This window comes from Paenibacillus sp. FSL R7-0198 (assembly GCF_038000415.1).
Classification (GTDB): domain Bacteria; phylum Bacillota; class Bacilli; order Paenibacillales; family Paenibacillaceae; genus Paenibacillus.
Window position 1 is genome coordinate 1,426,351 of record NZ_JBBOCB010000001.1, and the last position, 24,134, is coordinate 1,450,484.

The 24,134-nt window shown below is 43.4% G+C and carries 21 protein-coding genes and 3 tRNA genes; 3 read left to right on the forward strand and 21 right to left on the reverse strand.

The window, feature by feature from the left end; all coding sequences use genetic code 11:
* Positions 1 to 16: 16 nt before the first annotated feature.
* The 5 genes from MKY87_RS06075 to MKY87_RS06095 form a co-directional block, all read right to left on the reverse strand.
* Positions 17 to 2,938 carry an insulinase family protein gene (locus MKY87_RS06075; protein WP_340963371.1) on the reverse strand — a complete coding sequence of 974 codons (2,922 nt, stop codon included), beginning with the start codon at positions 2,936 to 2,938 and terminating at the stop codon, positions 17 to 19.
* Positions 2,939 to 3,529: 591 nt separating this feature from the next.
* Positions 3,530 to 5,773, reverse strand: a complete 2,244-nt coding sequence (locus tag MKY87_RS06080) for a hypothetical protein (protein ID WP_340963373.1) — start codon at positions 5,771 to 5,773, stop codon at positions 3,530 to 3,532.
* Positions 5,774 to 6,036: 263 nt separating this feature from the next.
* Complete coding sequence (locus MKY87_RS06085) at positions 6,037 to 6,264, reverse strand: hypothetical protein (RefSeq protein WP_339790281.1); 228 nt, start codon at positions 6,262 to 6,264, stop codon at positions 6,037 to 6,039.
* 576 nt (positions 6,265 to 6,840) lie between these two features.
* Positions 6,841 to 6,926: transfer RNA gene (locus MKY87_RS06090), tRNA-Leu, on the reverse strand.
* 236 nt (positions 6,927 to 7,162) lie between these two features.
* Positions 7,163 to 7,612 carry a general stress protein gene (locus MKY87_RS06095; RefSeq protein WP_124116048.1) on the reverse strand — a complete coding sequence of 150 codons (450 nt, stop codon included), beginning with the start codon at positions 7,610 to 7,612 and terminating at the stop codon, positions 7,163 to 7,165.
* Between the two features lie 207 nt (positions 7,613 to 7,819).
* On the opposite strand from MKY87_RS06095, the gene MKY87_RS06100 reads away from it, so the two are divergent.
* Positions 7,820 to 8,044, forward strand: a complete 225-nt coding sequence (locus MKY87_RS06100; RefSeq protein WP_017687353.1) for a hypothetical protein — start codon at positions 7,820 to 7,822, stop codon at positions 8,042 to 8,044.
* Between the two features lie 193 nt (positions 8,045 to 8,237).
* Here MKY87_RS06100 and MKY87_RS06105 read toward each other — a convergent pair whose 3' ends face one another.
* Together MKY87_RS06105 and MKY87_RS06110 are read right to left on the reverse strand one after the other, a co-directional pair.
* Positions 8,238 to 8,720: a NucA/NucB deoxyribonuclease domain-containing protein gene (locus MKY87_RS06105; protein WP_340963375.1), complete on the reverse strand. Its 483-nt coding sequence runs from the start codon at positions 8,718 to 8,720 to the stop codon at positions 8,238 to 8,240.
* A gap of 109 nt (positions 8,721 to 8,829) precedes the next feature.
* Positions 8,830 to 9,978 carry a sensor histidine kinase gene (locus MKY87_RS06110; RefSeq protein ID WP_340963377.1) on the reverse strand — a complete coding sequence of 383 codons (1,149 nt, stop codon included), beginning with the start codon at positions 9,976 to 9,978 and terminating at the stop codon, positions 8,830 to 8,832.
* A 313-nt stretch (positions 9,979 to 10,291) separates the two neighbouring features.
* Here MKY87_RS06110 and MKY87_RS06115 point away from each other — a divergent pair, with 313 nt between their 5' ends.
* Together MKY87_RS06115 and MKY87_RS06120 are read left to right on the forward strand one after the other, a co-directional pair.
* Positions 10,292 to 10,480 (forward strand): DUF6199 family natural product biosynthesis protein, encoded by a 189-nt coding sequence (locus MKY87_RS06115; protein ID WP_051447369.1) that lies wholly within the window; start codon positions 10,292 to 10,294, stop codon positions 10,478 to 10,480.
* Positions 10,481 to 10,620: 140 nt separating this feature from the next.
* Positions 10,621 to 11,844 carry an MFS transporter gene (locus MKY87_RS06120; RefSeq protein WP_340963379.1) on the forward strand — a complete coding sequence of 408 codons (1,224 nt, stop codon included), beginning with the start codon at positions 10,621 to 10,623 and terminating at the stop codon, positions 11,842 to 11,844.
* Between the two features lie 41 nt (positions 11,845 to 11,885).
* Here the strand turns inward: MKY87_RS06120 and MKY87_RS06125 are convergent, their stop codons facing one another.
* The 14 genes from MKY87_RS06125 to MKY87_RS06190 form a co-directional block, all read right to left on the reverse strand.
* On the reverse strand, positions 11,886 to 12,215 hold the full coding sequence (locus tag MKY87_RS06125; protein ID WP_133385522.1) for a DUF1904 family protein: 330 nt from the start codon (positions 12,213 to 12,215) through the stop codon (positions 11,886 to 11,888).
* Between the two features lie 158 nt (positions 12,216 to 12,373).
* Entirely contained in the window at positions 12,374 to 12,487 is a 114-nt protein-coding gene (locus tag MKY87_RS06130; protein WP_082219140.1) for a YjcZ family sporulation protein, read from the reverse strand.
* A gap of 116 nt (positions 12,488 to 12,603) precedes the next feature.
* Positions 12,604 to 13,278 carry a hypothetical protein gene (locus MKY87_RS06135; RefSeq protein WP_340963381.1) on the reverse strand — a complete coding sequence of 225 codons (675 nt, stop codon included), beginning with the start codon at positions 13,276 to 13,278 and terminating at the stop codon, positions 12,604 to 12,606.
* Between the two features lie 171 nt (positions 13,279 to 13,449).
* Positions 13,450 to 13,617 (reverse strand): hypothetical protein, encoded by a 168-nt coding sequence (locus MKY87_RS06140; RefSeq protein ID WP_338587935.1) that lies wholly within the window; start codon positions 13,615 to 13,617, stop codon positions 13,450 to 13,452.
* Between the two features lie 140 nt (positions 13,618 to 13,757).
* Positions 13,758 to 15,314: a tetratricopeptide repeat protein gene (locus tag MKY87_RS06145; protein WP_340963384.1), complete on the reverse strand. Its 1,557-nt coding sequence runs from the start codon at positions 15,312 to 15,314 to the stop codon at positions 13,758 to 13,760.
* A gap of 237 nt (positions 15,315 to 15,551) precedes the next feature.
* On the reverse strand, positions 15,552 to 15,977 hold the full coding sequence (locus MKY87_RS06150; RefSeq protein WP_062835427.1) for a hypothetical protein: 426 nt from the start codon (positions 15,975 to 15,977) through the stop codon (positions 15,552 to 15,554).
* Positions 15,978 to 16,161: 184 nt separating this feature from the next.
* Positions 16,162 to 16,235, reverse strand: a tRNA-Ile gene (locus tag MKY87_RS06155).
* A gap of 56 nt (positions 16,236 to 16,291) precedes the next feature.
* A tRNA-Met gene (locus tag MKY87_RS06160) sits at positions 16,292 to 16,365 on the reverse strand.
* A gap of 71 nt (positions 16,366 to 16,436) precedes the next feature.
* The gene (locus MKY87_RS06165) at positions 16,437 to 16,601 is read right to left on the reverse strand and encodes a hypothetical protein (protein WP_017687342.1); all 165 of its coding nucleotides are present in this window, start codon (positions 16,599 to 16,601) and stop codon (positions 16,437 to 16,439) included.
* Positions 16,602 to 16,734: 133 nt separating this feature from the next.
* Positions 16,735 to 18,186 carry an ABC transporter substrate-binding protein gene (locus tag MKY87_RS06170; protein ID WP_338587939.1) on the reverse strand — a complete coding sequence of 484 codons (1,452 nt, stop codon included), beginning with the start codon at positions 18,184 to 18,186 and terminating at the stop codon, positions 16,735 to 16,737.
* 20 nt (positions 18,187 to 18,206) lie between these two features.
* Positions 18,207 to 19,070, reverse strand: a complete 864-nt coding sequence (locus tag MKY87_RS06175) for an ABC transporter ATP-binding protein (RefSeq protein ID WP_036614799.1) — start codon at positions 19,068 to 19,070, stop codon at positions 18,207 to 18,209.
* A 2-nt stretch (positions 19,071 to 19,072) separates the two neighbouring features.
* Positions 19,073 to 21,991 carry an ABC transporter permease gene (locus tag MKY87_RS06180; protein WP_340963388.1) on the reverse strand — a complete coding sequence of 973 codons (2,919 nt, stop codon included), beginning with the start codon at positions 21,989 to 21,991 and terminating at the stop codon, positions 19,073 to 19,075.
* Entirely contained in the window at positions 21,991 to 23,100 is a 1,110-nt protein-coding gene (locus MKY87_RS06185; RefSeq protein ID WP_340963390.1) for an efflux RND transporter periplasmic adaptor subunit, read from the reverse strand. The genes MKY87_RS06180 and MKY87_RS06185 overlap by 1 nt, the downstream gene beginning before the upstream one ends.
* Positions 23,063 to 24,010: an ABC transporter ATP-binding protein gene (locus tag MKY87_RS06190; protein WP_340963392.1), complete on the reverse strand. Its 948-nt coding sequence runs from the start codon at positions 24,008 to 24,010 to the stop codon at positions 23,063 to 23,065. Before MKY87_RS06190 ends, MKY87_RS06185 begins: the two co-directional genes overlap by 38 nt.
* Positions 24,011 to 24,134: the final 124 nt, after the last annotated feature.

Below are 24,134 nucleotides of genomic sequence, written 5' to 3' on the forward strand. Positions count from 1 at the left end.
TAAACGAGACTAACACTTAGTTTTTAATTAAATCCAGCGTCTCGTCAAACATTTGTTTCTGTTCCTCAATCTTGTTCTCATTACCGATCACGCAGCGCTGTTGCTGTTCAAGTATGGCCGATAAAAGCTCAGCAAAACCGATAATGTCGCTTTCCTTCGTGCTTAACACTTCGTCACGTTCCTGTTGCAGATCCGCTTCAGTCACATTCGACAGATAACACTCCAGCGAGAATGCTCCTTCGCCATAAGGTGTTCTCGGCGTATCGAGATCCTGAATCGCACCAATGATATAACGTGTCATCTCCCGCTCGTCTGCCCGGAAATCGGTCAAATATTGCGGTATCTCTTCATATACTTTGTACGTTTTATCCAGGTTAGGATCACGATACGATGCAACGTAGCTGTCACCGTTCCGTCTGAAGCCTGACATACAACCATAAGCTCCGCCTTTAGCGCGGATATTGGTCCACAAGTAATCCAGAGACAGGATTCCCTGCAAGACCCGTAGTGAACCGGTGTATTGATATCCTTTGTCGATATAATTGCCCGTTTGCACCACGTACTGCACCTCTGACGGGGAACGGAATCCTTCCTTATGAGTAGCCGGTGTGAACGTAAACTCTTCCTTGGCAACATCATGTGTGAACAGCTTCGCTTTCAGATCGGATACCTGTTGCTCCAGTCCTTCATATCCCTGCTCATCCGCAGTGTAACTAACAAGCAAGTTCTCCGGTCTGAAAATATACCCCGTCAACTCTTGCAGACTGGAAGATAACTCTTCTTTTCTAGCCTCAAAATTCGCCTGAAGATCCTCTAACCACTGGTAAAAGGCGATACCACTTACAACTTCTCTGAAATCCGCAACTGCTGAATGTTTGGACGAAGACCGGCCAATTCCCGCAGAGTGTCCGCTATTGATCAGATTACGTTGCAGATTACCTTTCATCTGGGAGATGATCTCATACAACCGCTTCGAATTATCGAATCGGGATGTGAACACAATTTCTTTGATCATATCAAAGGCAAATCCAAGCTTGTCATATAACACTTTTGCGTTGAACTCATAGGTAGCCTTGAATTCATTGTGTTTATGCGCATTGGCATAAGATCCTATCCCGCTATGAATACCGCCTGAATGAATATGAATTTCATTGGACAGTTCATTGAACGAGTAGTTTTGAGTATCCACGTAACCCAGCACATTCTTGAGCAACCCTGCATACGGCAGGAGATGACGTGGCACTTCTTTGATATCAAACAGCAGTCTAAGATAACCAATTCCGTTGGTATAGAGGTTATGATGGAGAATGGTTGTGCCGTCGACCTGGTTCACCGTTTGATGCAACGTAGAGGCTTTTGGTTCAATATCTTCAATCGATAACGTCGGAATGACCTGCTGCTGCTCTTTGGTTGAAGGTGTATTCTGATACTCAGCGAGTGCTTCCGTTTTCTGAATCAACGTCTGAACTTCTTCCTCGCTAAGACCAGCCTGAATGGTTTTCAGACGTTCTTTCAACGCTTCCTCCTTGCGTGAGTTCAGCCCCTTATCCGGGGTAAGCGCCACAAAAGAAGTATGTGTGTTTTGTAATAAATACTTCTCGATCAATTGTTCGAAGTAACCCTCGTTCATTTTTGTCCGCAGCTCAGCAAATACGTCATTGGCCTCCAAATGGGTGAAAGGTGCATCTTCATCGTACAACCAGCTTTGCAGGGAAGAGAATCCGTAGATCAGGCCCTTCGGCATTCTGCCATAGTCCGCTTCTCTATGATTGAACTCATACGAGTTAATTCCAGCAAGCAGCGCTTTAGGATCAAAACCTTCTTTTACCACACGCTCAAGCACTTCTTTGACCGTTCCCAGGAAATCCTCTTTGCTCGCCAGATTGCTCTTCTTCAGTCCCACCGTGAACACAGGCTGGTACAGGCTGTCATCATACGAACCGTAGACGTCCTTCGCGATTCCTTTATCCAGCAAAGCCTGTTTCAATACCGCTCCCGGAGCGTTCAGAAGGGCGTATAACAGAATTTGGAACGAAATGTTCAGTTCCTTGTCCAGACTTGTGCCGATCACCGCGTTATAGGTCAAAAAGCTGTTATCCACTTCCGATTCCGTACTTCCCGCAGAGTAAGTCTTAACTGTGTCTACCCGTTCTGCAAAAGCAGGTTGAAGTTGAATGGCCGAATCAATATCGATGCGATCATATGCACCCAGATAGTTCTCATCCAGCCATTGTAGCTTCTCTTCCATATCCATATCCCCGTAGAGATAGATGTAACTGTTGGAAGGATGGTAGTATCTCGTGTGGAAATCCAGCAGCCCCTGATACGTTAGATCCAGGATAGCTTCCGGGAACCCGCCAGACTCAGAGGAGTATGTGGTATCCGGGAAAAGGGAGTTCAGCACTTCTCTGCGCACCATTCGTTCTGGTGAAGAAAAGGCCCCCTTCATCTCGTTATATACAACTCCGTTGTAAGTTAACTCATCGTCAGCAGAGGTCAGGTTGTAGTTCCAGCCTTCTTGCAAAAATATCTTTTCATTCTCATAAATATTTGTATTCAATACTGCATCCAGGTAAATATCCATCAGGTTATGGAAGTCATGATCATTACGACTCGCGATCGGGTAGATCGTCTTATCGGGATACGTCATGGCGTTAAGGAATGTATTCAATGAACCTTTCAGCAACTCAACAAAAGAATCCTTGGCCGGAAATTTCTTGGACCCACAGAGCACGGAGTGTTCGAGAATATGGGCTACCCCTGTATCATCTTCCGGAGGTGTACGGAAACCGATACTGAATACTTTGTTGTCGTCCTGATTGGACAAAAGTACAATTTTGGCTCCGGATTTCTGATGTTCCAACAGATACGCATCCGACTTCAATTCTTCGATTCTGCGCTCTTGTAACACCTTGTATGGCTTAAGCTGTTTCAACATAAACTTGAGTCCTCCGTCCATGAGATTGTTTTATTGGTTTTGTGACTCTACATAAGTTCAAATATGGTTATTTACACGGGCACTCCGATGACAGAACAACATCTGTCCTCTCCGTTATCGTGTAAATGTGTAGTTGAACCTATATCGTTCAGCAAGGTAAAGGTAATATATGCCTACGGATAGTATACACCATTGTTCCGTCTCTTCATAAAAGTCAGATAAATGTACCTTCTGATATGTATTATGAAGCGTTTATGTTTATGAACTGCATGGTGATGTGGTCTGCAATGAAGTGACATTTATATTAAAGAACACAAAAAAAGATCGCATGCAGCTTGGTTAACAAGCGTCATACGATCTTTCTTTTTAAGATGCCGAGGACCGGGATCGAACCGGTACGGTAGTCACCTACCGCAGGATTTTAAGTCCTGTGCGTCTACATTGTAGGACACTCGGTCAAAAATTCTTTAACCATATGGGTTATAGACTCTTCTTTATGTTCCAAGTACGCTACTTTCAGGAAGTATATGGCAATTCAGAAGAAATATACTTCTGCTTCTTTTTTTGTGTAAATGTAACCATACCGGATTACTAAACAAATGGGGAAAACTGGGGAAATACAAAACTTTCCTCAGGATTACTGTTCGACAATATCGATTGGAAGTTTTCCAAAAAATATGACACATACTCAGGATATTTTTTTGACTCAGAATACCTATTTAATCTATAACACTGATTAATAGGGTTGAGTAAATTTTCAAAATATTTATTTAGCTCATTTTTTTTGTGCAATCTATCAATCTTGGCTTTTAGAGAACTTATAACCAATGAGTCTTTTGATAAAACTGCACGATACTCATATTCGTCAAAAACAAGAATAATAAAATCAATAATATGATCTTCGATCCAAGTGGACTCACCAAATGTTTTTATGTACTTTTTTTCCAGGAAATAATTTTTCACATCAGATACGTCTTTTAATAAATATAGAATAATATTTCTGAATCTATATTTATAATTTAACAAGAAGTCCTTTTCGATAAACTGAATGAATAAATTTTTGAATTTTTCCATAAATATTTCGTGATGATAGTAAAAGAACTGATTCTCAAGTAGATATAACTTTGAAGAGACATATCCTAAGTACGGTTTAATTAATATCTCTAGATACCGGTCACAAGTTTGCACATTCTTAAAATAGTCATCATTCAAGGAGCATTCTGATAATATAAATTTAAGTTTGATAAATTTAACGTAGCTCAAATAATTAAACTTGTCAATTTCTGCAACCAAGTCACTCGTAAGGTTATTTTTTATATTTTTCAAAATCCAATAAATCAAATCAGCCTTAACTCTATGCCCAATATTGGTTGATTCTACAATCTCACCTATTTCAGATAGTGAGTTATCATTTTCAAATATACTAGGACTATTTCGGGTCAATTCTTTAAAAAATAATATTTCTTCTTGCATTTCTATTTCATATCCAGACCCTGTATGTAAAATTTTGTAACATATAAAAGAATAAAGATATTTGGTATTAAGCAACGAAAATATAAACTTTAAAAATTCTTTATTTTTGTTGTTATTTTCTAAGGTATGATTATATGAATATTTAAATATTTCTTTTTGGTATTTATCTATGCCATTGTAATAAACAAACTTCATATTTTGTATTTCATCTTTATTAAAGTTCTCAATATTTTTGTGAATAGAGTCCATCATTGAACATATAACTTGATTTAAAGAAATCTTGTCATTAAAAGAGTTATTACTTGTATTATCAATATTATTGAAATATTGAGTTTTATTTAAAATTCTCATAAATTCACTAATTTCGTCACTTGATTCAATTTGTGCTGCTAAATCATAAAAAGGTCTAAGTACGTCTTTAACCCATTTTAAGCTTTGGTTAAATCTTTCTTCGTTTTCAATACAAGATCTTTTAAATGTATTAATAATATTAACTTCATTATCTAGAAGCTTAAGTTTTTCGATAACGGTTAAATGATTTAAATTTCTCCATTTATTATTCATAAATCTCACAAAATATCCAATACGTTTATCCATTTTTTTTGAATTATATCGACATTTGCTTATATCCTTAGTAAGGATTGAAAGTACTTTTTCAAAAATAGATTTTGTGAAATCAAAAAGTTGATCTGATTCTACTAATTTTGCTTTATATTTAAAATATTCCCAAAATGAATCTCTCTTAATATAATAAATCGATTTCCTAAAAAATTCCACTTTGATTTTATATTTGATTCTATAATCATAATTTAGACTTATATCAAAAATTATGAACATCATGCTTATTGATTGAATTAGTAAAAATCCAAAAAGAATAATTAAATAACATACGCAAAATTGCCATAAATTATGTAAGTATACCTCAAATTGAAAATAAAATTTCAGTTGTATTGCGATCTTTTCAACTAAAACACCCATTATAGGAAGAATAACAAGTATAATAATTATTAACTTAGTCAAAAAACTATTTGTCACTAAGTATACACGTCTTTTAAAAAATGAAAAAGCTAATTTATTGACACCCCAAAATTCATTCTTGCTATTATTAACAATAGTAAGGATGAATTGCAAAAAAGCAAAAAATATCCCGTACAAGGTAAGTATATAAATAGTTAAAGTTATCTGATCTAATAATTTCATGTTATCTAAAATACTCAAGCTGAATCTTCTAGATAAATAAATAAAACTCGCTATAACTGTTAATATAATTCCATTAAATAAAACACTTCTAATATGTCTTTTAAACGCTGTTCTTAAAAAAAACGATATTTCCCACACCAAAGAAGCGATAATATTTTTCATGTTTTTACGTTCCCCTTAAAAGATTCATTATGTAACTCTGTGATCATCATAGATATTTAACATCTCTATAGTCTCTTTGAATGATTGTCCTTCGCTTAAAGAGTCTTATTTCAGGAACTTGAAATCTGCAAAAGTTTTCTACACTCTTGCTTTGAGCACCTAACTTCCCCTCAGAATGCAAAAAAACCGCCGGCCAATTTTATCATGATCGTTGATCGTGGGAATTTTCTGATCAATGCGTATTCAAGGATACGTTTTCTTGTTTATAAAGCATAAAATTTGTAATATGTATCTAATATCTCCCCTTGCTTGCCTAATACATTTATGTTCTCAACCGGAATCAAAATACAATGACGCAGAGGAGTCATTTTCCCTACTGTGAACATTTTAAAATCCCCAAATTCATCAACACAGAATATACCATCGGTATATATCTCATCAAAAAGACAAAAAAGATATTCTAATGTTATCTCATCCTCCACAGTATTCATAAACCATCCAAAATTAAATGAAAATATGAATTCACACCAGAAATATATCACATTCCCATATTATTTCCTATATTATTTTTAATTTGTCGATGAACAAAATTCTAGTCAGTTAGGAAATATCAATTCACTTGATTCACAATAGACAGAGGCAACCACACTCCTGTCTTTTTCATATCCAATTAAATCATAGAAGGTCCAAGCACTTGAAAGGCAGCTTATGCAAACGCAATAAATACTGGTACATCATTGTTGAACCTAAGGACGAGTACGGGAAACGGAGAAGAAATCAGATACAGAGAAATCTCGAGAAGCACTTACGAAGATGGTCCACAACAGTTCCGTTCACCCACAACGAAAACTCAAATTTACCTGTCATAAAGAAGTCATTAGAGCAGAACTCCTGCGACTGATAATGGAGCGTGACAGAATCCTTGAATTAAAGGAATAAGATAGAATCGTTCACCGTGAAGCCGGTTCAAGCATCATTCCGAGCGTACAAAAAAAGTACGTTAGCAAACCATCTTAAAAAGAAACAAGGGTTCCAACTCTAACGAGTTGAAACCCTTGTTCTACTGATGCCGAGGACCGGGATCGAACCGGTACGGTAGTCACCTACCGCAGGATTTTAAGTCCTGTGCGTCTGCCAATTCCGCCACCCCGGCAGGATTATGTATTTCTTGGCGACAAGAAATATCTTACCATGAACTAATTAACTTTGCAACACTTTTTATAAAAAATAATAAAAAAATGAAACAGGCACTGTAAGCGTCAGCTCACAGTGCCTAGAAAGTCCGAGTTGCGGTCCCGGACTTCCGGTAAACCAATCTATATTAAGGGAGGTGTGAGATAAGAATACCTCCCCAACATTAAAGAAACCTAAAATCAGCCTTAAATTAAACTAAAAAAGTAAAATAGGTCGAACACGAGCCGCTTCTTCCTCACTGCACTCCACGATAACCAAGATATGGTCCTTTAACAGCCAATCTTCGTAATACCGCGCATCCTCCTCCGAGATCCCCGCTTCAGTCAGTGTGAGTACCAAATCATCGGTCTCACTCCCAATCTCATTACCAGCGAGTCTACGCACTGCATTTCCGATCGACATCGTCTGATCCATTCGCTTCCCCAGACCAGCCAATATGCCTTTTAGAGCGCCAAAGGCACCATCCGTTCCGGCACCCTTCAAAGGTTTGGGCAGCCCCGTCTTTTCGCTCACCAGCTCCAGATTAAGCTGCTCCTTCGCCACCGCTCCCAAATATTTATCCTTGATGCCTTCCTCTTTCACCTGATTCAGCATCAATATAGCCTCGTTTTCGGTACGGGCCAGCCCAATAATCAATTGTGTCATTCCGTTCCCCTCCTTTTACCCTAATATAACCCCGTAATGCCCATTCAAAAACGGATCATCCACAGCTAAGACAAATCACCTAGAAGAATGTTGATTTCTCTTCTGGAAATCTATACCTAGTTCTGATAGACTAGATAAAGAAGACAAATTAACCATTGAAAACATTGACATATGGATTTAACATCTCATAATCAGGAGCAATGACTTATGAAAAAAGAGGTAGAAATTGCCATCCGGCGCAAACAACAGATCATGGTTCGTAATACAAGCGGTCAGACGGTAACTGGATTTCCCGAGCGTACCGCTGATACATCCATTCTTTCCTTACGTACGGTTCACGGCAGTCTGTGGATACCGTTTGATGAGGTTGAACATGTTACGCGTCTGTTAAGCATCCGGTCTCATCATTTAAGCGGAATGCAACTCGTATAGTCGGATCTGTAATCCTAGAAACTCAGTTCCCGTATAGATACGTTAACTGGATCTATTTATGCCAGCACATCATACCAAAAAACCAGACGCATGCACGTCTGGTTTTTCTCTTCTACTTATGCTGTACCACGCTGCCACTAGCCTCACAACAAAGGCCTTACTACTCTTGTTTCTGTCCACCCATATCCTGTTGTTACTTCACTACAAACTTCACTCGTGTTCCATCCGGATATGTAGTTAACTGATTCCCTACCCATGAACCCGCACCACGATTATCCTTCGGGGTAATGTACTGGATATCTGCACCTGTTCCTCCCTCAGCACACATCGCCATGGGCCACTCGTCACGATCCTTACCTTTTTTGACCGGAACACCCTTAAGTGATAAATCCCGATTGCCTTCGGCTCCATTACGATCAATGGTGCATACATCCGAATGCCCTGCCTTGATAGCAGCTTTAATATGTTTGGCTGTTTCGGGATAACGCTCTGAAGGGAACATAATGGTATGGTCTACACTCTTATTAGTCCCACCGAATGGATTAGGTATCTCCTCCGGCCATTCTCCCCCAGCCCAGGCGTAGAGGGCTACCAGCAGCATCGCTACCAGCGTCAGTACCTGCTTTTTGAAACCTTGCTTACCTTTACGCTTTCTTCTTGTGCGTCTCTTACTCATGCTGTGTCTCCCCCATTCAACACTTGCATTATAACAGAACGCCCGTTCGTAAAACAATCCAATAAAATAAAAAAACAGCCGAGACCGCCCGGCTGTCCTGCTTGATTGATTATCCTACATTGGGAATGGCCTCTTGGCGCAGCAAGGGCAGTGTCACCTCAAACTGTGTGCCTTTCCCTTCTGTACTCTCCACCGAAATCTGACCATTCATTAGTTCCAGCAGTTCTTTGCAGATGGTCAGACCAAGACCGCTTCCACCAAATCGACGCGCATGGGAGATGTCGGTCTGGGTAAATGCATCAAACAATTGTTCGATCTGATGCTGAGGAATGCCAATTCCCGTATCACGCACAGAGAATACCAATACAACGGTATCCGTCAGTTGTTGCCTCACATCCACCTGTAACTGCACTTTACCCTGTTCCGTAAACTTGATTGCATTACTCAGCAAATTATCCAGAACCTGCCGGAGTCTTAGCGGATCACCGATAAGCACATCAGGAACATTCAGATCAGCATGACAGAGCAAACGTATGTGTTTATTCTGTGCCGCAGGCTCATGTGTCTTCACAATCTGTTGAATCAGCTTCAGAGGTTGAAACTCAATGTGTTCAACATCCATTTTGCCTCTGCCCAGTTTCGCCATATCGAGGCTATTGTTAATGATGTTCAGCAGCGCCTCACCTGATTGACGTGCAAGCTCCAGATATTCTTTCTGCTCATCCGTAGTTTCACCCATACTGGCAAGTTCGATCATGCCCATAATACCGTTAAGCGGGGTACGTAGCTCGTGATTCAGCTTGCCGATGAATTCCAATTGCCCTCTGCTGTTCATCTCAGCCATGGAAGTTGCAAACTTCAACTGCTGTTCAGCATACTTCCGTTCTGAAATATCGTATTGAATGCCTACAAAATATAAACACTCTCCGGATTCATTAAAGATCGGATCAATATTCAGTTCGTTCCAGAACTTCTGACCACTTTTTGTATAATTTAAAATATCAATCTTAATGGACTGTTGTTTCTTTAACGCATCACGAATCTGCATTATCGTTTCCGGGTCTGTATCCTGCCCTTGCAAAAATCGGCAATTGTGTCCGACAGACTCTTCATACGTATATCCTGTCAGTTGGGTAAAGTGTTCGTTTACATACATGAGCGGAAGCTCAGGCAAGGTAGCATCGACCACGGTCACGGAGGATTTCACTTTCGAGATGATAAATTCCCATTGTAATGAGAGTTGATTATGTTGGCTCATGCCTTCCTCCTTCATCTCACACACGTTAATGTTTATATATTCTGCAATCGTACATTATAAGGAGAGAAAACTAACCAAACGGAATGTGTTGATATTAAATCAATATATTTTAATTGTAACACAGTTATTCAAGTCATGTGGTTCTTGGGTAATAGTTGATAACTAACATTACACAATAACCTAACTACTCATCAGGAGGAACATACATGAAATTTCTGTTAATTATCATCATTATCATTTTGATTGTAGTCTTTTTTACCAGACGCAAACGTTAAGATGAGATCCGTTATGTAAGTGAGAAAGGAAGATGGGTATGAGAACCCTCTTTTTTATATTCATGGTACTCTGTATCATCAATCTCTGTTTCCCAAAATTCGGCTGGTATCTGCGTTATGGCTGGATTTCCCGGGGTGAAGCCGAACCCAGCAGGCCTTATATGACTATGGTCAGAACGACCAGCCTGCTGATGTTGCTTATCGCCTTCACACTCGCTATGGCATGAACTATAGGCATTAGAAGATGACTGCCCTGTTGGGCAGTTTTTTTGTGGTGAAATGACGGGAAAATGATAACTTTGTTTGTGGTGCAATGATGACAATGCCCGTAATATAGATATATCGTTTCGGAAAGGACATCATTGGCATGAACATCGCATTTTATCCGTACTGGGCCGCCAAAACGCTGCTCTCGCTTATTAATGTCATATATATCATGGTCATTACTACGTATATATACGGTCTCACTGGATCGGTACTCTCTGCTGCAATGTTTCCACTTATTCAAATCATTGCACGCAAGATAGCAGATCTCACTTTGCCATTACTTGTGAACCGTTTCCTATTCTCCAGACTATTGATCAGCATTTCCATAGCCAAAACATTAATCATGACCTGTATAGCCATCTCGTTGAATCACTTGACTTCACAACTGCCGCTTCTATTGCTCGGAGTGGTCCTACTATCCTTCTTGGACGGATGGGAAACTCCGTTACTGAAGACTTTAACGCCACGATTGGTTCAAGGTGAAGACCTTATAAAAGCAAATAGCCTACTATCTTTCTCCAGTCAGACTGTAACCATTGTCGGTTACGCCATGACGGGATTCGCCGTGATGAACTGGGGGGCGTCACAGACCTTCTGGGCAGCTACAAGCCTGTCCTGGGCCGTTCTGATCTTCATGATTGCCATGGGCTCGCTCACACGGAATGTAGAACAACCCCAGAAATCTGCTGTATCGTGGAATGTATTGAGGGAAGGTTGGAGTATACTTTGGAACAATCCATCATTACGACTGATTACGCTTATGGACATTGCCCAAGCGCTTGCGGGTTCCATCTGGATCGGAGCTGTTACGCTAGCCTTTGCAAAAGAAGCTCTGGGACGAGGAGAAGGTTGGTGGGGACTCATGAACTCGAGTTATGCTGCTGGAACCATGCTTGGAGGTATTCTGGCTCTTGCACTGGCCAAACGTATTCAGAAACATCTAATCGCTAGTATGACCATGGGATCTCTTCTCTTCAGCCTGCTGACCGTCGTTTATGGTCTAAACAACCTGCCATGGCTCGCTCTGGTGTTATGCATACTCATGGGTCCAGTTCATCAGATTCGTGACGTGGCTCAGCGGACAGCGCTTCAGAACAGTGTACCTGTCGAATCCCTAACCAAGGTATACGCCGCACATGGCGTCCTGATATCCACGGTTATGAGTGTATCCATAGTCATCTTTGGTCTAGTCGCCGATCAACTCGGTGTTCGATGGGTATACCTTATCGGTGGAGCCTTGTTTATTGTGTCTGCGTTATGCTCATTATCGTTGAGCAGGGTTAACAGGAACCATCCCATTGCTAAACGTACGAAAAATATGTAAATCAAAAGAGACGAGCAACATTCTGCTCGTCCCTCATAATCTCAATCCAATCGATAATCTGTCAGCGGCTTGCCTTGTTTATAATACAAAGTAGGTGACAATATATTGAAGAAAATATGCACATCCGGCATGTATGCTTCTTCCAAAATAGCTTGCACCGACGATGCAATCCGATTATGAATCTCCTGGTCACGTTGAAACATCAGAATCTCTATAGAAGCCGGAGAAGGTGTTAGCGCTTGTACATCATGACGCTCTGCCTTCATTCTCTCCCTTGGAATATGAGTAATTAGGGCCATCTGCTCTGTAATTTGGGGTACAACTTCCTCTAGCTGAGGACCTGTGAATCCTTTAAAGCGAATAAACGGCATTGCTATCCCTTCAATCTCTGTTAATAGTCTCTTATGTGATTTTAAGCACATTGTTTTCAGTTGTCAAATATCATGGATGGCTATGTTGCTTCTTATAAATAGGAAAAGCCCCGCTGAAGTCTCAGCGGAGCCACTGTTTGCACGTTTCTATACGTGACTTACAGCCAGAAAGATTTTGTGATGATCACCAGCAGGATGAAAAGCACAAGAATTGCACTTGTGGAAGTCCATCCGCCACCAGCATTACAACAACCGTATCCAACTTGACTCATTTGATTGGCCTCCTTTGAATTTCAAGGTATGCCATAACATATGCGTATTCCGCGCAAGTGACCGGGCGAATCGGCAAGTTCATCAGCCCATTCATCAAGGATTCATACCCGGTGATTTAACCGGATGGTTCGATGGAGATTTTCAGTTGTTTTTCTTGTGACTCCTGAGGTGATGGGTCTGCATTTTCTCTATCCAGAAGGATTGTACGAGTACGTGTATCACTACGGGATGCCAGAACAACCTCTCCATCAGGTGTTATACAATAGGCGATTGGAATGGAGATCTCGCTATCACGGTACGAACCATCCGCATGGCTTGTCCCCATGACAATACATTGATGCTGGATGGCGATCTGCCGAGCCGCTTCGACCCACTCACTGTACTGCTCTTCACTGAACATGCCCACACCAATGGAATGCATCACAATGTCCACATTCCCTATATTCTCATTGCCAAATCCTTGCAGGACCAGCTCATCACACAATAGAGTGCTTATTACCCAACCCTGTTCCTGAGCCGTCTCAGCAGGTGTATATTTAGCTTTCTCCAATACAATCTCTCCAGCCTTACTGAAGATAATCGATCGGTCCTTTGGACGTTCGTCCAATCTGCGATGACCTGATACAATCATGGTCCCATATTCTGCCGCCAAGCGGCAAGCTTCCTCAACATTCTGGTTCAGATAACCTTCAGGAAAGAACAATATATCTGCATCAGGGTGTTGCTTGAGTTCGGCTTCAAGCTGCAGCAAATGCTGTTCCAGCCTCGGTTGTCCAATGATAATCTTCATCTGGCATCCCCCATTCATAAATAAAAGCCGGTTCATACCTGAATAAGGTACGAAACCGGCTTAAAGATTGTACGGACAGAACTCCTGCTCACCGTACTTCGCTTCAAGAGTAATTGGTTCTCATGTTATTGCTAGGTGAAACAATTACCTTTACAGTTGAATGATATGTAGTTAGGCATTTCTACGTTCAATACTATCATAGATAGCCTGTCCATCATAGCTTCGATCTGTAGCGATATCTTTCACCAATAGGACACTGTTTGCATTTCCAGATAAAATACTCAGTGCCCCCAACACCCAAGCAAATGGATATAATGCAACGGATAACATTTTCTTCATAGCTCTGTCTCCTTTATGTACTATAGAAATAATTGGTTGAATATCCCATTAATACGATGAAGTCCAATTAAAGGTTTCAATTTCTATATAAATATTACCAATTACATCCTACATACAGGAGACAAACTAAAATTGTTCGTTCAGATCAACTCGAAACTCTGCAGCAACGCTGCTGCCTCTTCATGATCAGGTTCCAGAGCCAATACTTTATGGGTATATGACAGGGTTTCTTCTTCCAGTTCAAGTTCATAACAGCACACAGCCAAGTCATACAAGACTGCCGGATTATGGTTACTCGGATCTGCAACCAATGATATCTCCAGAAAACGTTTTGCATCCTCATACATATACATCTCATATAATAGCTGCCCTGCCAGAAATGCGAGACCTCCTTGCTGCTCCATCACATAATAGGACGACCACATCGTATGAATACCAGACTGAATATCAAGCATTTCCTCATCACTTGCATCGGGAAGAAGACTGGAAATGTGCGTCGCACTGTGAATCAAGAACTCTGCATCATATCCACCCAGACGCCAAAACGGTAAAATATGCTTCAACTCCATACTCTCTATTCGAGAGTCTACCCATTGTTTCATGCTGAAAAAGTCATCCGGTCCAAAACGTTCAACAAATCGATGGTAGGCGAGACGTGTATTCACATAACTGATCGGTTCGTCCACCATTAACATGCACCCAACATTCAGATCTTTATAATGATGTGTTGTGAATCGTGTATGGGCACCTTGTTGTTCCAAGACATACTGAATGGCATGGTAGTTGGCTGTTAAAGAAAAACTCCCGTGCAGAACGAATTCAGGTGGCTCTGCGAACTTCCAGTTATCCAGTCGATGATCCCCTTTATCAGCGGTAATCAACACATAACCTGACTGAGACAGCCTGTTCAACCGTTCGAGACAGGACAAGCCAATTGCGGGAAAAAGGATGTGTGAATCCTCCAGCTCCGCCTTGTACAATGTGATCAGTTCCGAATACGGATAGTTATCTGCACTGTATTCCGGCGCTCGGCGATACTCATAACTCAGCGTCATGTTCTTCAGCATCTCAGCGGGTTCAAGATCATGACGACGATCCGGAGACTGGACAAGCAGATCGCACTCGTAGATCTCGCCATCCCCAATATAGATTAATTCCTGCGGAATGCTGTCAAAAAAGTAATTGGCAATCAACAACAACGGTTGTTTCAGATCACCCGGCCGAATAACTGTACCCGCAACGACCAGTTTTAGCTCCGTATCTGCTACAGCGTCAAAACGCGCAAAATCCACTATACCTTGTTGAATAAAGGATTGCATGGATGGATGCTCTCTCCAACCCCGCACATTCTCCGCTACGAGATCTGTCAATACATATCTGAAAGGAGGTAAATCTATTCCTGCAAAATCCTTTAATTCAATCAGTTTAAGCAGGATTTGGTGTGCCAAACGCCCTACACCCGCCCCAAGTTCCAGAATAGTCACGGTCTCGGTGATCTGTCCCTTATTCGCGAGGTCCTGAAGAAAGCCAAAAATCATCTCTGCATACGCCGTGGCAATCATCGGATTACTGGTAATATATTGAGGGACCTGATTCTCTGTCCAAGCCTCTAGCCCCTTTTGTTCATAATAAGCTCTCTGCCAATCCCAGACTGGAGCTTCGCTGTAACGAAAACGTTGACTTTCATTTGACGTCATTAAAATGGAAACCTGCTTTCTATCACTAATTTCATAAGATTCTCAGATGTTGACGGACTACTTTAGTTCGAATACCATTCAGTCTCTGTAATGCATTATATCATAGAACCCTGCCTACTCGATGAAGTTCAGTTTTCCCCTTTAACTAGAAAAAAACCTGCTTTTGAGGGCAGGTCTGTGATGTCCTTCATTCAAGAAGAATATTGATCTAATTCATTTAGGCAAGGCCGCTGAGCATTAGTCGGAATACAAGACTCCGTCGAAGTTCTCGGGGCCTACACGGATCGTACCCAACAAGTTGGAACTCACAAATGCAGTGTACGTCAATTGAGGTGTAATTGGTGGGTTGAAGTCATCGGCAGAGAAGGTAATAATCTGAGGTGCCAGGATGCTCAAACTAAATGTGGAAGTTGCAGAATAAATAACAGGATCTGTTGGCGCAGTTCCTCTGACAATTGTGATGGTGATACCAACCAGCGCTAAAGGAAGTTGTACAGACACAGTTCCCTTGAACTGCACCCGCGGGTTTGCTCCAATGCCAGCAGTGGTTATCAAACCGATTTGTCCAAATAATTGAGGCGTGTTAATTACGAGGATTGGTATGGCAATTGAGTTAGCCAAACTCGCATTCTGCGAGGTTCTTGCATCAATAAATTGACTCATGAAATCTACCTCCTATGTGTGGGATAGGATAGTATATGCGAGATTTGGTGTACGGCGTGGACATACACTGAATTACGCAAAAAAAGGGCATATTAGAAAGACACTATTAACAAATTACCTTTTTGACTCTAGCACCTAAATGAAGACAGAAAAAAACCCTTGCTAGGCAAGGGTTTTAAGAGTATGGGCCCTACAGGACTCGAACCTGTGACCAATCGGTTATGAGCCGACCGCTCTAACCAACTGAGCTAAGGGCCCTAGACATAATGTATAACGTGCAGATGATGGCTGTGAATCATCCAAGTGAAACTAAATTGCGGGGGCAGGATTTGAACCTGCGGCCTTCGGGTTATGAGCCCGACGAGCTACCGGGCTGCTCCACCCCGCGTCAGTAAGAAATATTAAAACAGCGACTTAATTAATATACACTATCGTCACCCTATAAGTCAAGGGGTAAAGTCAGGGAATAAAACGTACACCATAACGACCTTTACGTGATCGATAAACTTCAACTTCCGCCGGTTCATTATGACCGTAAATCCACCCATCCTGCTCCATACGTTTGGCCAGACATCCTGCCTGAAATTTGGTTGCATACAACTTGCTGAAATATACCCAGTGCATACCGCTCGTCCTTTCCGGAGTCGTCATTTATTCCTGCTTTTTGTAGAATACCCCATTTTCATAAAAATAGCCGCCAAAGATTAAAATCTTCAGCGGCTATATCCTGATCATGATATGACTACTTCATCAAATCTCACTGAAACGTAGCTTTAGGATCCTTTTTCAATTTCTCCAGCATCTCGTTTCCTTTAGCTGCCCACTCACCAAGTGCTTCTTTTGGTGTCTTTTTGTTTTCTAGTACTTGGTTGAAATACTCCATACCTTTTTCATTGACTTGCCATAAACCTGGGGATTTTTGATACATTTTATCCAGATTCGTATTTGTTGGCGGAATCGGCTTCAGCGCATAGAATGCTTGAATGTTATAATCCAGGCCGTCTTTGGGCTTAATGAAGCTCTTCCGTGATACCATCTCATAGCTGCTACGTGCTTTGATCTTAGCCCAGTCCTCACTGTTCATGTACTTGATCAGTTCCCACGCATCATCCGGGTTCTGAGCCGCACTATTAATCGCCATGAGGTTGCTCAGGTAGATGCTACCTCCAATTTCAGGAGCTTCCGGGTGAACTGGAGGTGTTACCACATCCCAATCCACTTTCGTAAAGTCTTTCATTTTATCCGCATTTTTATTGGCATCAATTAATTGATTAATATAGCTGTAATCACCAATAACCATGGCTGACTTGCCACTCAGGAACAGGTCACCCTGTACTGGATCATAACGCCCACTCGGATTCTGATCCTGAGGTTCGTCGCCTTTAGGAATAACTTTGTCAATTGCAAGCTTGCTGATGGTGCTCCACACTTTCTCCCATTGAGGAGAATCTACGGTCATCTTCTCTGCTTTGTCATCAAACGTCTTCAGCTGCAACGCGCTGTAGTACTGTTGCATGGAGTAGTACGGCGAACCACCCTGATATGTCGTGAAGGAGAAACCAAATACATGATCTTTACCTTCACCTTTCGTTAAACGGGTACCCAGATTGAAAATATCGTCCCATGTCATGTTGTCTGTTGGCGGTTCCACGCCTGCTTTTTCAAACAAACCCTTGTTATAGAACAAAGCGGATGAGGAGAACGTTGGTGTCAATGCATAAATGCTCTGATCCCCAAGGTCCTTAATTCCCTCCAGTACACTAGGCACGATATCACTGGTATCAAACTTGTCTTCCTGCATCAGTGGGTCCAGCTGTTTCACCAGATTCTCCTGAATTAATGATTTCACTGTGGCGGTATCAGCCACGATAACATCAACCGGGTTATCCCCAGTCATAATCTTCTTCAGACTCTCCATGGTATCCGGGACTTCCGGCTGTTCTTCCGTGTTGCCATACCCATACATGCTGCTCTGATCAACAGCAGCTACAATTTCGATGGTTACATTGGGATGTGTCAATTCAAAAGCATCGGTGAATTGCTGACGGAAGTAACTGTCATCCTGTCCTCCCCACAACGTAGCCACACGTAATACACGCTGCTCCGTATCCTTGGCCTCACTTGCCGTACAGCCGGCAATCAGCGGCAGTGCTAGCGTCGCAGTAGCGATGACAGCCAGCACACGTTTTCCCCACATACTATTCTTCATTTCCCAGTTCCCCCTCTTAATTATCTTGGCGGTGTAATGACAATACGTTCACCGTCAAATTCCAATGTAGCCCGGTTATCAATGGATAAGGCCTCCAGATACTCTTTTGGCACCTGAAGCCGCCCTGCACGGTCAATAATGACAAATGCTTCGTGAATGTCCGGCATACCCGCCTCGGACAAGTTATGCTCATCATCCAGATTCGGGTTGCGCTTCACAAACTCGGTACTGGTCAAGCCGTCCCGAATCGCAACGATCCGGTCTACCTTGCCAGCAAGCGTCAAGTCATGGGTAACGATGACAATCGTAACGCCCAGTTCCTTGTTCATTCTTCGGAAAATGCCCATGATTGTATCACATGTCTCGGAATCGACCGAACCGGTTGGTTCATCTGCAAGCAGAATTTTGGGACGATTGGATAATGAGATCGCAATCGCTACCCGTTGCTGCTCTCCTCCTGACAATTGATGCAATTTGTTATGCATCCGATCCTTAAGGCCTACCCATTCGAGCAACTGTTTCGCGTAAGCACGATCACGCTTGCCTCCCAGAATCATGGGAGTCTCTACATTTTCCAATGCAGTGAGATAAGGCAGCAAGTTACGACCGTTATTTTGCCAGATAAAACCTACCGTATGACGTTTGTATTCGACCAATTGGGCGTCTGTCATCTTGAGTAAATCCCAGTCTCCCACAACAGCGGTACCAGCTGTAGGACGATCAAGTCCGCCCAGAATATTCAGCAGCGTGGATTTACCGCTACCGCTGTTACCGATGATAGCCATCATTTCACCTTGATTGACAGTCAGGTTGAGACCCTGAAGGGCAACGACTTCCACATCGCTGGATTTAAAAATTTTGACAAGTCCTTCGCATTGGATCACGTTTACCTCTCCTCTCCCATTTTGACTGCCTGGTGAACTCGCAATCTGCGAATCTGCCAGAGCAACATCGTTGCACCAATGACCAGCATCACCACAGTGACCCCATACAGTTGCAACATATCCTGCTGTTCAAACACAATCCGGAATGGAGGTACCTGAGCAGATACATTATCCGTTGTTTGCAGGAATGGCAGGAATAAACGACTGGATACCTGACCAATACCAATACCTAGCAGGATCGACAGCCCCGCTGTGAACACCTGCTCCAGCAGCAGCATACCGCTTAGTTGTGCCCGGGATAATCCCATGGCCCGTAATACACCAAACTGTACAACACGTCCGGACAGGTTGAAGAACCAGTACAGCACGTATCCAATCAACGAGATAATAACCGATACCAGGAAACCAAGGCTCAGAATCCCGAATACACCACCTCGTGACGGGTGTTTACCCTGAGATACCAATTCGGTGCGGACGTCACGCACAGAAGATAACTCGATACCTTCCGCTGCGAGTTTCTCCATTAATGGAGCCACTTTGGCATCTGGTTCCATTTTCAACCATACCTCATAAGGAATCAGAGGCACCTGATCATAGATATAATCCAGATTCGCCACGAAGAATGGCATCTGATCCGGATACTGGGCTGGCCAGTAAGGAATGATCCCGAACACTACGAATTCAATCGCCTGTCCCTGTACACCCATGGAGACGAGATCTCCAGTTTTGAGTTTGAACTTGTCAGCAAATTTGGAAGAGATCAATACAGCCCCTTCGTATTTACCAAGCAAGTCAAGGTACTTGTAGGGATGTGCCGGAAACAGATCGTTGCGGAACCAAGCCACTTGAGCAAAGTCCACATTATCAATTCCGACCAGCATCCCCTGTCCGCCCGATTTACCAGAGACGATAATATTGCCTTTGGTCTGCAGCACTCGTGCTGCATGTTCCACACCATCTAATCTGCGGAACACTTCGAATGGAGGTTCGGAGTAGATGACTTTGGATGGCTGCGAAGAACCGCCGCCACCTGGAGCACCTCCACCGCCATTGCCTCCGCCGGAACCCCCACCAGCAGAACCTCCTCCTCCATTGCCACCACCTTGTTGACCTCCACCCGTACCGCCATTCTGTCCGGAACCACCGGGTTTAACCTCAGGTGTTCCTTCCCACACTGTCTGCATAATCACATCAGAACCATAACGGTACAAGGTACGCTCAGTTGAATTCAGATCAATCGTCCGAGCCGCAGCCGAGTTGTACACCCCAAGTCCCAATGTCAGTACAAGGAGGATCATCAGCGGATAATATGAAGAAGATGAACGCGATAACTGCGTTAATGTCAGATACAACGGGACCGGGAGAAACTTGCGACCAATCAACTGAATAAGCTTCAATATCCACGGGAACAAGCGCAGGAAGAATAGTCCAAGCGCAAAGATCGCGAGTGCGGGTACAAAGAACAAAAACGGCTGTACCTGCAACTGATCGGTTGTCATTCCAGTCTGAAAGGTCAACATCTGACGTTCATAGAACAGGTAGTATCCATATCCAGCAAGACCCAGCAACACCACATCCAGGAACCAGCGTTGCCATACCGGAGCGCGGTCTGTACGCGCTTGCCGCCGCTTGGCTGATACAATGGTTGCCCGTGCATAGGTGATCGCAGGGATAAGTGATGCGATGATTGCAACAAAGACCGCTGCTACGCCCAGGAAAATAGCTTCTTTGGATACACCGATTGGAATGGACTTCCGATCTACGAACGAGAGAAAACCACTTGCTGAACCGATACTCTTGGCCATAAACCAACCGAGCAACGGCCCAATAACCAGCGCAATAGCGCCTAGAAATATGCCTTCAAGCAGGTAGAGAGAGAAAATCTGCCGAGCTGAAGCTCCACGGCTGCGCAATACTGCAATATCACTCTCTTGCTTCTGTAATGACTGTCTGGCGTTCATCGCAATAAAATAAAAGACCATCGCAATCATCGGTGCTGCCAAGGTAAACAGCATCGTCTGCAATTGCAGACTCTGACTGCGGAACTGCTTGAGCAGATCACCGAAGGTAATGTCCACTTTCGTATCTTTCAACCGCTGATACAGATCGATATCCAGCCTTTCCAGCATGGAAGTCAGACCTGATAATTGGCTGGTTTGAATTTCTTTCAGATCAAAGGCATAATACCAGCGTGAATTTTGAAGTGGAATCCCTTTTTCCTTCAGTAAAACATCATTAAATACCGATTCATCCACATAAAGTCCATTCATCATGCCGTCAAATCCTTGTACCCAGTAAGGGCTGTTCGGATCATCTGCCTTGAAGGACCCCGTAATCTTCACACGTAACGTGATATCAAGACCGCTATACACCGGATATTCCAGAATATCGCCGATATGCAGATCGTTACGGTACATGCCTTCTTCCAGCATGACTGCCTCGATAATGTCGTCTTTAACCTGATTGCCAGGTTTCACTCCGGCAGAGTAATTCACCTGTGCATCCAGCCCACTCATCGTACCCAGACTCATACTGCGTACCCTGCTGGCATCCACTTTGGTTGGATCTTCCGGGCTCACCTCTGTGCTGCGTATAGATCTGGAATTCACATACGTATGAAAAGGAAAACCGATGTCGCGAGGAACATCCTCACGAATATAACGATCTACTTCGTCCAGACCCCGAGTGTCTGTCTTCACCCCACCAGGTGCCTGATAACTCATAAGTAACGAACCGGCTGGTAACCCTTCACTATTATCCTGCAGCGTTTGCGCGACGACCCGTTTCAACGCACCATCGGCATACATTGGAATACTGACGGTGAACGCTACCGCCACAATCAATCCGATCAGTGTGCTGAAGGTCATCCAGCGCGTGTTCCACATTTTGCGGAACAACAACCGAAGCAATGGCAGCCCCATTAGCGTCCCACTACTTTCTGGCCTACGGTCAGACCTTTCAGAATCTCGACATCTGTCGATGTCTGCTGTCCAACTTCAACGTCCACTTCACGCTTGCTGCCATCACTCTCCACGACTTGTACGTACGTTCTTGAACCGATGGAGCGTAAAGCGGATACAGGAATCACAATCGCGTTCTCGGTACGCTGCGTTACAATCGAGACTGATAGTGGTGTGCCACGTTCCACGCCTTTTGGCATTTTGGCAAGTGTAACGATAACATACTTATCCAGCGTTTCCTTGGTTGGAGGCGTACCGCCTTCACCCGCTCCTTCGCCACTGCCGCTTCCCGATGCTTCCACGATAGGCATAACTTTAATTTTGCCAGCGACTTTACCGGCTCCATTAATATCTACTTCTGCCTTCATCCCGGCTGAGAACTTCTCCAGATCTTCCTTGGCAAAGGTTGCAGCCACAACCAGATTCGATGTATCCGCAATTGTAGCAATCGGATCATACGCTTTCACAGCTGCACCTTTCTCTACCTGCACAGCAATAACGGTGCCGCCAAACGGAGCAGTCAACGTGGCTTTTCCCAGTTGTTCCTCCAGATCAGCGAGTTCCTGACGTAGTTCTTCAAAAGCAATCGTTGCTTCTTCGAACTCTACCGGGTCCATCTCATCCTTCTTGCGGAGTGTTTCCTTCATTTGAACTTCGGATTTGCGAATAGCCAGTTTCTTGCCACGGATCTCCTTCTCTACACTCTCCACATCGAGGACAGCAAGAAGTTGACCCTTTTTCACTTTATCCCCTGGTTTAACATTCAACTCTTTGACATGCATGCCATCAAGCGTAAAGTACACCTTCTCTTCCCGCTGACTCATCATCTTGCCGCTGCCACTTACTTTTTTCTCCAACGTTTCCGTCCGGACTTCATATTCCGGTTTCTTGGAGATCGTTGGTGGTGTAATTGGCGGAAGCACTTCTTCCTCTGTTTCTGACGGCAGCAATGAGCAGCCGGACATCGTTGCAACCATTATCGCACCAAGTACAATAATCGCTGCGCGTTTCCCCCTCTTCGGAGCGGCCCCTTTACTCGATAAATCTGCCGTCCGCCATTTCATAAACATGGTCCGCAACCTCCAAAATTGTAGGATCGTGTGTAGTCATACATATCGTTACTTGTTCTACTTCAATAATATTGCGGAATACGGCCATGACCTGAGCGCCCATCTTGGAATCCAGTTCCGCTGTAGGCTCATCCGCAAGCAACAATCGGGGTCTATGGGCAATCGCCTTGGCTATAGCCACCCGTTGTTGCTCTCCCCCGGACATCTCGAAGGGCCGGTGCTTCACCCGTTTGGATAGTCCAACCAGGTCCAGACAGTGACCAACCCTGTCCTTCCACTCCGATCTCGGAACATCCGCCATTCGCAGCGACAGTTCTACATTTTCCCAAGCAGATAATAAGGGCATGAGAGCATATGCCTGAAAAATAAAACCAATCTCTTTGCGCCGCAAAGCGGTCCGCCGCCGGTCTCCCCAATCCTGAAGAGGCTGGCCGGAGAACAGAATGTCTCCACTTGAAGGCTGATCCAATCCACCGAGCATATTCAGCAGTGTTGTTTTGCCTGAACCTGATCGTCCCTTCAGCATGACCAGTTGTTGCGGATTCACTTCCATATCAATGCCTTTGAGCACATGGATGATACGACTGCCTGTCTGGAAACTGCGATGCACGTTACGCACCTCGAGGACAGGTCCATCATATGGGGGCAATATGTCTTTCTTCGGTTTAATCTGCTTCTGGGGTTCATCAATGGTAGTGACAGCAGCTGTAGCCACTTCATCTGAAGCGATTTCACTTTCAGGTAACGGAGGTTCACTCGTCGGGCGATCGTCTTCATTGTTGTATGTATTTTCTCCCGAAACCGTCGAGGTCTCCAGCTGTGCTTCCCCCTGTTGAGGTTCATCGCCTGACTGGCTCTTGGCAGGTCTTTTTCTGAGAAATAAATTCTTCATGCCAGCAATCACGCTCATCCTTTCTTGATATCCCGATCACTTCTTCAAAAAACCTAAAAATAGAAATCTGTTCCAACCTACACTGAATTATAAACGACCGATCCCAACTAAAAGTTACAAGCTTTTTACAACGGTAGAGGGA